Here is an 11197-nt window from a genome sequence, read left to right as displayed (position 1 = left end):
AGCGCCGCAACGCCCTCAGCCTGCTCACGGCCACGCGCCTGTCGTTCTTGTCTATCAATCATGGTCATCAGTGTCTCAACTTTCAATCAAAAACACCCCCACTTACACAAACAATCTGACACCCTCCATCTCGAATCTCATCGGGGAACGCGACGAAACCACCGACAGCGTGACCCTGGGCGACCACGGCACCAGGTCGAACCAACGCTCGATCAGGCGGGTGCCGATCCTGCCGCCCGACCGCATCCGCCGCCTCCCGTTCGGCACCGGCATCGTGCTCCTGCGCTCCGCCCCGCCCATCATCACCGACCTGCACGCATGGCCCAGCCGTCCCGACGCGCGACAGCTGGCCGCCGACCGCACCGCAATAGAAGCGCTCCTGCGGCACGGCTGAGCGTCCAGGCCCCGCATACCTACCTGTCTGGCACAGCAGCCCGAACAGCGGGCCGCTTCAGTCAGATCGGAGCACGGCTCATGGCCAGACAAGACACCACACCAGCACAAGCAGCACCCCGCCCCGGACCGGGGGAAGGCCGGGCGGCGGATGCGCCGGACGTGCGGGACAGCTTCTACGGGTTCGTGGCCTCCAACCCCCAGTTCACCCATCCCGAAGGCGGCACGCCCCGCCTGTACTTCAAGGCCGGACAGGAGCACTACCGGCCCGAGCCCGACGGCACGTTCACCAAGCTGGAGACCACCTTCCACGACGTGGTGGCCTTCCGTGCCGCCGCCGTGCGCGGCTTCGAGAAGCTGGCCAAGCAGGACTACTTCGTCGCCCAAGGCGAACTGGACACCTCCATCGACAAGGACACCGGCGTCCAGCGCACCCGGTTCATCGCCAACCGGCTCGGCCACGACCTGGCCCGCACCCGCTACGAAGTCGACCGCACCCCACGCCGCGCCAGCCTCGGACAGGAAGCCCCCGCCCGAGACGCCACACCATTTCAACGCCCCGAACGCTCCGGCACGGAGCGCGCCAATCCGGCCATCGGACTGTGAGGGAGGCACATCATGAGCGACGACGACCACACGCCCCACGCCAACCCCGAAGCCGCCGACGGACAGGACTACGCGGACAGCCCCGAGCCCTCCACCTTCGACGCCCGTCCCGACCTGCCCGAGCCGCCGCACCCCATCAACTGGAACCTCCTGGCGGCCAACGACCTGGAGGCCGAACTGCTGGAGCTGAACCGGTGGGTGGACTGGCTGCGCCACACCTACGGGCTTCCCGCCAGCGTGATCCCGCCGATGTGGCACCGGCACCCCGAACTGCTCTGGGAGCTCTCCGCCCTGCACTTGAGCTGGCTGGCCGCCTACGACCCCGAACAGAACGCCGCCGCCCCCTTGGGATGGCACCGCGACTTCGCCGACACACGAACCCGCCTGCGCGAGTGGGTCGCCACCTCCGGCACCCGGCTGGACCGGGACCGGCCCACCCGCCAGACCAGCTGGCCCGGCGAACGGCCAGCACCGCCGGTCGAGGAGACGACCATCGTCAACCGCGACCAGGACTTCGTGGACTTCATCATCGCCGAGGTCGCCAAACGCCAGGCCGCCGAGGACCGGTTCTACGCGGGAGCCGACCCGGAGACAGGCGAGGTCGACTGATGGTGCGGACATACCAGCGCAAGACGACCTGGCGTCCGCGCGAGGAGCGTCAGCTCACCGTGAGAGCGGAGCACCGAGACAGCCCTGATCTGGGAAAACTCACGAAGCTGCTGATCCGCCTCACGCTCCAAGAGACCGGTCAGAGACGCATTGAGCAGTCGGCTTCGCCCACGGCGATGACATCCGACGGCAGGTCAGAGTAAAATAGAACCATCCGCCGCAGAGGCGGGTGTTGTGGTCCCTGACCTCGCCGTCATGGCGGGGCATCTTTACTTGGCCTTCGTGGCCATGTCCTTGCGGCCTTCGGGCTTTTCTCACGAGCAGCATTCGCAGTCAATGACTCTGCGGTGGTTCGGACCACTAGCTGCGGAGAAAAGCCATGAACACACTCGTTGACGACCACATCAAGGTCGATAGCCTCGTTTCCCCTTCCGAGCCCGCCGACGGGCCGACCGCCGTGATCTACCTGCGCGTCTCGACCAAGGAACAGGCCGAGAAGGGCGGCGGCGAGGAGGGCTACTCCATTCCCGCCCAGCGCAACGCGAACCTGGCCAAGGCCGACCAGCTCGGCGCGAGCGTGGTCCAGGAGTTCGTGGACGCCGGCGAATCGGCTCGCAAGGCCGACCGGCCGGCGCTCATGCGGATGATCAAGTACGTGGCCGAGCATCGGATCAACTACTGCATCGTGCACAAGGTCGACCGCCTGGCGCGCAACCGGGCCGACGACGTGGCCATCCACCTGGCCCTGCGCGACGCGGGCGTGATGCTGGTGTCGGCCAGCGAGAACATCGACGAGACGCCCTCGGGCATGTTGTTGCACGGCATCATGTCCTCCATCGCCGAGTTCTACTCGCGCAACCTGGCCAGCGAGACCATCAAGGAGCTGACGCAGAAGGCCGCGCAGGGCGGCACGATCGGCGCGGCCCCGGTGGGCTACGAGAACGTCGGGGTGCGCAACGAGCACGGGCGCGAGGAGCGCACCGTGCGCATCGACCCGGAGCGCGGCGAGCTGGTCACCTGGGCATTCCAGGTGTTCGCCTCCGGCCTGTGGACGGTCTCCGAGATGCAGCGCGAACTGGAACGCCGCGGGCTCACCACTCGGCCCACCCCGAAGCGCCCGGCGCGTCCCTTGAGCAAGACGACGCTGCGCCGGATGCTGCGCAACTCGTATTACAAGGGCGACATCACCTACAAGGACGTGACCTACCGGGGCACCCATGAGCCGCTGGTGCCGCGGGAGGTCTGGTATCAGGTGCAGTCCGTGCTCGACTCGCACGTCTCGGCCGCCGACAAAAGCCAGGTCCATGACCACTATTTGAAGGGCACGGTGTATTGCGGGCAGTGCGGCTCTCGGCTCATCGTGTGCCATGCGCGCAACCACCAGGGCAGCATCTACCCCTATTTCGTGTGCTCGGGACGGCATTCCCGAAGCACCGACTGCACCCGTCACGCGATCCTCATCGAGGATGTGGAACGCTTGATTGAGGAGTATTACAAGACCATCCAGGTCCCGGCGCAGGTGCGTGAAGACGTGGCCGGGATGCTGCATGCCGAGTTCGACCGGCTCATGGCCTCCGAGACCAAGGAGCTCGAACAGCTCACCCGGCAGCGCGACAAGCTGGAAGGCGAGCGCTTCAAGCTGTTGCAGGCCCACTACGCCGACGCCGTGCCCCTGGACATGCTCAAACGCGAGCAATCCCGCATCGGCGCGGCCTTGGAGACGATCGACAACCACATCGCCGCCCACAACAACGAGTACCTGGAAGCACGCGAGAACTTGGAGGACTCGCTCGGCCTGCTGGCCAACATCGCGGACATCTACCAGCGGTGCGACGACCTGAACCGCAAACTGTGCAACCAGGCGTTCTTCACCCGCATCTATATCGACGAGGACGGCGAGCGGAGGGTCAGGGCCGAGTTCCAGAAGCCCTTCGACATGCTGTGCGATCCGGAGGTGCAGGGCAACGCGCTGAACTGGGCGGCCGAAGCGAAGAAAAAGGGCCAAGCTCAAACCGGACCAAGGATGGTTCCTTTGGTCGAAGGTTTGAATTTGGCCCAAGTGGGGTGGCTAACGCGGCTCGAACGCGCGACCTCCTGAACCACAATCAGGTGCTCTACCGACTGAGCTATAGCCACCATGTAGTGTCGACTCCGCTAGCGAAATCGCACAACAGATGGATACTATACACGATTCTCATGCCTTGCGCATACGGCGAGTCGCAGAAGTCTCGTCTGACACAGCCTTAATCTCACATCCCCAACTTGGCTCACACGCGCACTTATCGCGACACGCCGGGCTCTCGGTAACCATGTTCACATCAATCGGAATCGCACATTCAAACCGCTTTGATGTCAGATCTTGTGCGTTTGACACAGCCGTGCAGGAACGCTACTGAACATTATGTTTCCAAGGCATTGATTGCTGGCTTTTTGGCGAGGATCGCACTATACTATGAAGCGAAGGCCGGAGTTGCAATCGGTCGATTAGCCGATGGGTTGCAATGAAGCGCAAAGCCTGAGGAATGCCGAGGGCCCCTACGCAACGCCTTCAACAGATAATTGAAGAACATGACGACGGCGGCAATGAGGCAGTACGGTTTGGGAGGTTTGGGAACCGGGCCGCGGATGTGATTGCTGGTGATTGAATGGTGCTGACGAATGATATAAGGCATCAGGATGATGCCAGAAACCGGCTCAGGTGAGTGGATTGAGTGAATGAAACACACAGGTCGCGCGACGTGGCGCGGCAGCAGGCACAGGAACACAGGGCGTTCCCCCTCGGAGTGGCCCCGGATGACGCAATCTCCGGGGCCACTCTTTTGTCTTGTGCAGCTTGCGGGCTGCCGGACTTACGTCCGTAGGGAGGCGCACGCGATAGACTCGCAGCTGTTTGCCGGTTTTCGCTGTGCCTTATAACCCGCATATGCCTATTAAGCCATATGCGTGTGAGCACAGCGCCTGCTAACACAATGCTTGCCACTGCATTACCCGATCCAAGGAGTCTGCCATGCTTTCATTCACGAACGATTACAGCGAGGGCGCGCACCCGCGCATACTCGAACGCCTCGCCGCAACCAACATGGAGCAGGTGCCGGGCTACGGATCCGACCATTACAGCGAAAGCGCGGCAGCGAAAATCCGCGAGGCGTGCGATGTTCCCGAGGCTGACGTGTGGTTCCTGGTAGGCGGCACGCAGACGAATCAGACCGTCATCGACGCTGTCACACCGCATTATGCCGGCGTCGTGGCCGCGACCAGCGGGCATGTCAACGTGCATGAGGCCGGAGCCATCGAACATACCGGCCATAAGGTCCTCACGCTGCCGGAGCACGACGGCAAGGTGGACGCCGACGAACTCGACCAGTATTGCAAGGATTTCTACGCCGACGGCAACTACGAGCACATGGTCTTCCCCGGCACGCTGTACATATCGCATCCCACCGAATACGGCACGCTGTATTCCAAGGCGGAGCTTGAGGCGCTTGCCGAGGTATGCCATCGCTATGAGCTGACCTTCTTCCTCGACGGGGCGCGGCTGGGCTATGGTCTGACCGCCGAAGGCACCGACGTGACGCTTGAAGACATCGCCCGGCTCACCGACGTGTTCTACATTGGCGGCACCAAGGTCGGGGCGCTGTGCGGCGAGGCGGTGGTCTTCCCGAAAGGCAATAGCCCGAAGCATTTCCTGACGCTGGTCAAGCAGCACGGTGCCTTGCTCGCCAAGGGCTGGCTGACCGGATTGCAGTTCGACACGCTGTTCACCGACGGGCTATATCTCAGCATTGCCCAGAACGCCAACGACAAGGCCGATCAGATTCGCAAGGCGCTGGTGTCCAAGGGCTACGAGCTGGCCTACGAGAACCCCACGAATCAGATCATGGTGAATATGGACACCGCCACCATAGAACGCCTGTCGAAGGACGTGGAGATGGGCTTCATGCGCAAGGTCGACGACGGGCATACGATCATGCGCCTGTGCACCAGCTGGGCCACCACGCAGGAGCACACCGACCAGCTCATCGCGCTGCTGTAGGAACATACCCGCATATCCTTTGTCGAATGGATTATGACGTACCGTTAGCCAGATTTTCCTAGGAATTGCTGCGAACAGGGTCTGAAACAGATCGAAACAAGTCAGCAACGCGATTTCCCGGAATTGTGTTGAGATCAGCTAGTACAGAAATTGGTTCACGCGAATCCCTACAGGTTGATTCCAGATATCGCACTGGACGACCGCGCATTGACGAGACTGTCATGCTCGGGCATGAATAATGATGACAGCCGATGCATAAGCAGCCTCATTCGGCGCATGCGACCAGCGCTTCGACCAGTTTGCGCGAGCCTTCGGCATTGAGATCGTATGCGTCTTGAATGCTGCCGCCGCTGATGGTGATGTTGCGGTCGCAGGCGGCCAGCGCAAATTCCGCGTCGTGCGTTACTACGACCACCGTACGCCCCATATCCGCGAGCCTGCGAATAAGCGCCGCGACCTGCTCCATGTGACGCATGTCCAAGCCGCTGGTAGGCTCGTCGAAAATAATGATCGGACGTTCGGAAGCGACTGCGGCCGCGATGGCCACACGCTGCTTCTGGCCGCCGGACAGCGACAACGGGTGCCGGTCAGCATAAGTCTGCAAGTCGAGCTGCTTCAAGATATCCACGGCCGCATCACGCCGCTCCTGCGGCTGCGCGAGCAGCACTTCGTCCAGCACCGATTCGGTGAACAGCTCGCAGTTCACATCTTGCAGCACCGTAAAACAGGCTTTCAGCCGACGCTTTCGGTTCAGCCGCTCGCCGCTCGGCGCGATAAGCGTGCCGTGGCATCGTCTGTCCAGACCTTGCAGGCAGCGGGCGAAAGTGCTTTTGCCTGCGCCGTTGAACCCGGTGACAGCCGTGACCATTCCCTGAGGCAGCTCTGCACCCGCGATATGCAAAGCCGGAACGCGCTGTCCCTGATACGTGTACGAAAAATCGGAAATCCGGTATGCTCCGTCTTTGCTATGCGCTCCCCCGCTGGTTTCGTCGCAGGAGGTCAGTCGGTCTGTGAGGCCTAGGGTCTGCACGATCTGCTCGCCCGTCACCGGTCTCAAGCCCAAGGTCTGCCGCTCATGCACATCAAGGTCATGCAGCTGTTCAGCGCTCATTTCGCGTGCGATACGACCGTCTGCTATGTACCAAGCGCGGTCGATGAGACCGTCAAGCCAGTAGAGCCGGTGTTCGGCGATAAGCACCGTCTTGCCCTGCTTCTTCCACAGACGCACGATCTGCCGCAAATCAGCAATCGAACGCGCGTCGAGATTGCTGCTCGGCTCGTCAAGCACCAGCACTTGCGGCTCCGCCGTAGAGACCGAGGCGCAGGCCACTCGCTGCTTCCGGCCGCCGCTCATCTGTGCAATGCCGCGGTCAAGCAACGACTCAATACGAAAATCGCCAGCGGTTCCGTCGATTCTGCTGCGAATATCCTCAGGAGACATTTCGAAATTCTCACAGGCAAAGGCCAGCTCACCGGTCACGTTCAGCGTAAAGAACTGGCTTTTAGGATTTTGAAACACCGACCCGACACGACGCGCGATTCGAGCCAGCGGGGTATGCGCGTTGTCATTCCCAGCTACTTCGACATGGCCTTGGAGCGAGCCTTCGAAATAATGCGGCGCAAGGCCGTTCGCCAGTCTGGTGATGGTCGTCTTGCCACAGCCAGAGTCGCCGCATAGCAGAATCACCTCACCGGTTTCAATGCCGCCGCTGATGTCCTGGACTCCGGCATGCGAGCCCCCGCCGTAAGCGAAGGAGACGTGGTCGAAGGCGAGGATCGACTTTCCTGCAGACGGCATATCGCCATTGCGCAGATTCTCGCCCGCCTGCTCAGATGAAAAGTCTTGCATATCGCCGTGCGATTGCGCACGAAGAGGAGCCGAAGCGATGCCGGGCAGGCCGTTATCGGCATTCCGAGCCGTCATGCCAGCACTCCCAAAGAAGTCAGCGCCCACACGGCGAAACAGCCGAGACATAGCAGCCATACCAGTGCATCGGAGAAACGGAACCCTATCCGGGCGATGCTCGTACGCCGCTTGCCAGCGCCGAGTCCGCGCGTGAGCGCCGCTTGGCTAAGCTCATCGGCTATGCGCACGGAATTGGTCATCAGCGGCACCACACGGTATTCCAAGATCTCCGACATCTTGCCGCCGCCGAAGCGCACGCCGCGCATGATCATGGCATCGTTGATCGAACGCTGTTCGGCAACAGCCGTCGGGAAGAACCGAAACATGACCGCCAGCGAGATGGTAACGCTTTGCGGCACATGCATGCGTTGCAGCGCAGCTATCAGCTCGCTTGCCGTGGTGGTGGAGAGCAGCCAGTAAGCGGTCATCGCGCTGGGCAGCAGCTGCGTGACGATGCCTGTGGAGGCATACAACATCCATCCAATGAAGCCGCCAGCATAGGGCAGCACGAACGACGCTACGAGGAAGCATCCCACTATTGCGATGAGGGAAAATACCGCGCCGCGAACCCGGCCGTTGGCAAGCAGCAGCAGGAACGGCGAGATTGCCAGCATACACCGCACCACCAGTATCCAGTAGGCGTCTGCGCCCAGCAGCGTCAGGCAGAAGCACCCCACCGTCAGCACGTAGAAAAGCTTGGTGCGCGGGTCGAAGCGCAGCCAGCCGCGATATTCTTCACTTCCGATGTCCATAAGCGTGCATTGTCCTATCTGCCATATGTCAGACTAAGCCGGCTTTTTCAAAGTGCTTTCGAATCACCAGTTTGGCGAACCACGCGCCCAACACGCCGCCGAGTACGCCGAGAACGGGCAGCGCCGGCAGCACCCAGCCGGGGAACAACCCTGCGAGACCGGCGGAGTACTGTGCGCCGTTTTTGGCCGTCAACGCCCCCAGATAGTCGTTTCTGCCGATGTAGAATGGCAGAAACATGCCGATGCTCCACAGGTTGAACACGCCTGCGGAGATGATATTCACATTGAGGCTGCGGTAGCGCCCGGCCCACGCGATCAGGTCGGCTCCCACCGACGCGGCCACAGCCGTGGCAATCGTGTAGTAATTGCCATGCATCGCGCCCATCAGCACGGCGAGCAGTATGCCCATGATGGTAATCGCCCCGAAACGATGCGATTTCGCAGCCACCATCATGTACGGAATTCCACCGAAAAGCCCGCAGGCGAAGCCCGTGAGCGGCATGCCCACGGGTATTACATGCGTCACGCCGGCGGCGACGGAGATGAGCACGAAATACAAGACGGTATACACGCCGATGGTGATGTAGTCCCGCGTCTGCAGCTTGCCGCTGCCTGGTAGCTGCGGCTTCGTCTCGCCCGCACCAGCGTCGCTGACGCGCGTTGCCATATGTGCCATGGTATTCCTCATATCCGCTGATCCAACTGTGCCTTCAGCCGTTGCGATGATGACGAAACCATAAAAACCATAGGCGCCTTATCGCAACAGACCTCTCATGACTGTAACGGCTATCTCCCGCAAAGTCACTACTATCGCCCGAGCAGAACATGTGCTACGCGAAATATCTGTCGCGGCCGCGGTTTCCCGAAGCATCGCGGGCGAGCGCACACAGCCCGCTGCTCGTAGCCGACGCCGCCGACGGCGACCAGGCCAACGCCGCACAGCGCAAGAGCACGCGCTCCCGATACACCACATCTTCGATACACCACAGATGGCACAATGGTCATATGAGCGAAAACAGCCTGAATCGTCCTGCCTCGACGTCCGCCACCATGCAGTCCATTTCTCGCATTTCTTCCTTGACTATCAATCGGCCCCTTGGCACGCCCTTGGGCGCGAAGCCGACCCGCGTGCTGCTGCTGGGTTCAGGCGAGCTGGGCAAAGAGGTCACCATCGAGCTGATGCGGCTAGGCGCGTGGGTATGCGCTGCGGACAGCTACCCTGGCGCTCCGGCGGCCCAAGTGGCGCATGAGGCGCAGGTGCTCGATATGGCGGACGCGCAGAAACTCAATGCACTCATAGCCCGCGTAAAGCCGGACATCATCATCCCCGAAGTGGAGGCCATCGCCACTGCAGAACTGGCCAAAGCGGCCCAATCGGGCATCCAGGTGGTGCCGAGCTCCGGCATCGCCGCGATCTGCATGGATCGGGAGCGGTTGCGCGTGCTGGCCCATGACGAGCTTGGCCTGCCCACGACGCCGTACCGCTTCGCCGGGTCCTTCGAGGAGCTGCAATCCGGCGCTGAGGCTGTGGGCTACCCCTGCGTCGTCAAGCCGATTATGAGCTCATCTGGACACGGACAGTCGGTCGTCAAGGGCGCAGAACAGCTCGAACAGGCTTGGCAGGAGGCGCAGACCGGCCGACGCGCGGCGAACGACGGCACGGTTTCGCGTGTCATCGTCGAGGCTTTGGTGCCATTGGCCTATGAGCTGACTGTGCTCACCGTCAGCTCCCGCGCGGGCGTGGTCACCTGCGCGCCTATCGGGCAACGGCAGGATCATGGGGATTACCGCGAGTCCTGGCAGCCGGCCAACGTCGATGACGCGACTCTGGCGACGGCGCAGCGCATCGCCTGCACTGCGGTGCTGGGCATGGTCGATCAGGCACAGCGCGAGGGCGAACGCGGCTGGGGCGTGTTCGGCGTGGAATTGTTCGTGCTCGACAACGGCACCGTGCTCTTCAACGAGGTCTCCCCCAGGCCCCACGACACGGGCATGGTGACCATGATGTCCCAGCGCCTGAGCGAGTTCGCGCTGCACGCCCGGGCCGTGCTAGGGCTGCCAGTGACGCAGGAGCATCTGAATCTGACCTTGCGGCAGGGTTCGGTCGCGGCCAGCCATGCGATTGTGATCGAGGGCGAAGGCGAGGCCGTGTTCTCGAATCTGCCCGAAGCACTGGCAGAGCCGGATACCGACCTGCGCATTTTCACCAAGCCCGCCGTGCACGGCCATCGGCGCATGGCGGTGTCGCTGGCGACCGGCAAAGACGTTGACGAGGCGCGAGCACGGGCCGCGCAGGTGGCGGATACACTGCACATCGCGATTAGCTGATGTTTTCATGCAATTTGTGTGCCATATCGGCTCGTTAGCCACCTTATTCGGGTGTCTTCAAGTTGCAATGCGTAGAAATTGTCCGGTTTTCGATGGTATCTGCGTTATGTGTAGCGCTAATTCACCCTTGCGGAGGTCTATCTGCATTGTGTGAGGCGTTAATTCCTTGGCACCCTGAGTATCGCTGTCCGAAAACCGCGGTTCTGACCACCTGATACTCGACTCTCCGAAAAATAGCGCCTCACACAACGCAGATAGACCTCCGCAGCACCTCGATAACGCTACACACAACGCAGATACCCGGTTTGTTGAGGTATGACAGCACAAAGTTCGTCGTCCGCCCGAGCAATCCGTGTCGTTGTAACCTCTGCTTGCTACGCTGTGAGCGTCAATTCACTGCTCCAAATCTTGTGGAAAAGGCATACGCGAAAGGCGGGTCATGGAGAAACTGGAGAAGCTCTACGAGGGCAAGGCCAAGAAACTCTACGCAACCAACGATCCGGACATTCTCTGGGTCGAATACATGAATCAGGCGACCGCCGGCAACGGCGCGAAGAAAGCCCAGATCGA

Annotated in this window: 11 protein-coding genes and 1 tRNA gene; 8 read left to right on the top strand and 4 right to left on the bottom strand. The window is 61.7% G+C overall.

All coding sequences use genetic code 11. The features are described 5' to 3' along the window. The first annotated feature begins 70 nt into the window (after positions 1-70). From LKK40_RS10660 to LKK40_RS10730, 5 genes are all read left to right on the top strand, one after another. Positions 71-394, top strand: a complete 324-nt coding sequence (locus LKK40_RS10660; protein ID WP_304310548.1) for a hypothetical protein — start codon at positions 71-73, stop codon at positions 392-394. Between the two features lie 80 nt (positions 395-474). Then, positions 475-999 carry a single-stranded DNA-binding protein gene (locus LKK40_RS10655; protein WP_304310547.1) on the top strand — a complete coding sequence of 175 codons (525 nt, stop codon included), beginning with the start codon at positions 475-477 and terminating at the stop codon, positions 997-999. Positions 1000-1011: 12 nt separating this feature from the next. Beyond that, the gene (locus LKK40_RS10650; RefSeq protein WP_304310546.1) at positions 1012-1608 is read left to right on the top strand and encodes a hypothetical protein; all 597 of its coding nucleotides are present in this window, start codon (positions 1012-1014) and stop codon (positions 1606-1608) included. After that, positions 1608-1811, top strand: a complete 204-nt coding sequence (locus LKK40_RS10645; RefSeq protein WP_304310545.1) for a hypothetical protein — start codon at positions 1608-1610, stop codon at positions 1809-1811. Before LKK40_RS10650 ends, LKK40_RS10645 begins: the two co-directional genes overlap by 1 nt. A gap of 176 nt (positions 1812-1987) precedes the next feature. After that, complete coding sequence (locus LKK40_RS10730; RefSeq protein WP_368491405.1) at positions 1988-3706, top strand: recombinase family protein; 1719 nt, start codon at positions 1988-1990, stop codon at positions 3704-3706. Here the strand turns inward: LKK40_RS10730 and LKK40_RS10635 are convergent. Continuing rightward, positions 3669-3744 (bottom strand) — tRNA-His (locus LKK40_RS10635). The genes LKK40_RS10730 and LKK40_RS10635 overlap by 38 nt on opposite strands. 871 nt (positions 3745-4615) lie before the next feature. Between LKK40_RS10635 and LKK40_RS10630 the strand changes: the two genes are divergently transcribed. Then, positions 4616-5641 carry a threonine aldolase family protein gene (locus LKK40_RS10630; protein WP_304310543.1) on the top strand — a complete coding sequence of 342 codons (1026 nt, stop codon included), beginning with the start codon at positions 4616-4618 and terminating at the stop codon, positions 5639-5641. Between the two features lie 265 nt (positions 5642-5906). On the opposite strand, the gene LKK40_RS10625 is transcribed toward LKK40_RS10630, so the two are convergent. Genes LKK40_RS10625 through LKK40_RS10615 form a run of 3 tightly spaced genes read right to left on the bottom strand, consistent with a single transcriptional unit; the run spans position 5907 to position 8975 of the window. Continuing rightward, complete coding sequence (locus LKK40_RS10625; protein WP_304310542.1) at positions 5907-7565, bottom strand: ABC transporter ATP-binding protein; 1659 nt, start codon at positions 7563-7565, stop codon at positions 5907-5909. Next, complete coding sequence (locus LKK40_RS10620; RefSeq protein ID WP_304310541.1) at positions 7562-8299, bottom strand: energy-coupling factor transporter transmembrane component T; 738 nt, start codon at positions 8297-8299, stop codon at positions 7562-7564. Before LKK40_RS10620 ends, LKK40_RS10625 begins: the two co-directional genes overlap by 4 nt. Before the next feature lie 28 nt (positions 8300-8327). Beyond that, positions 8328-8975 carry an MptD family putative ECF transporter S component gene (locus tag LKK40_RS10615; RefSeq protein ID WP_304310540.1) on the bottom strand — a complete coding sequence of 216 codons (648 nt, stop codon included), beginning with the start codon at positions 8973-8975 and terminating at the stop codon, positions 8328-8330. Positions 8976-9304: 329 nt separating this feature from the next. Here LKK40_RS10615 and purT point away from each other — a divergent pair, with 329 nt between their 5' ends. Next, positions 9305-10627, top strand: coding sequence for a formate-dependent phosphoribosylglycinamide formyltransferase (gene purT, locus LKK40_RS10610; protein ID WP_304310539.1), 1323 nt, complete (start codon positions 9305-9307; stop codon positions 10625-10627). Between the two features lie 439 nt (positions 10628-11066). Then, the coding region (locus LKK40_RS10605; RefSeq protein ID WP_304310549.1) for a phosphoribosylaminoimidazolesuccinocarboxamide synthase at positions 11067-11197 on the top strand (131 nt) is incomplete at its 3' end.

It is taken from the genome of Bifidobacterium tibiigranuli (assembly GCF_022655035.1).
Lineage (GTDB): Bacteria > Actinomycetota > Actinomycetes > Actinomycetales > Bifidobacteriaceae > Bifidobacterium > Bifidobacterium tibiigranuli_A.
The sequence above is the reverse complement of the archived record's forward strand: the minus strand, read 5'-3'. Positions and strand labels throughout refer to the sequence as shown.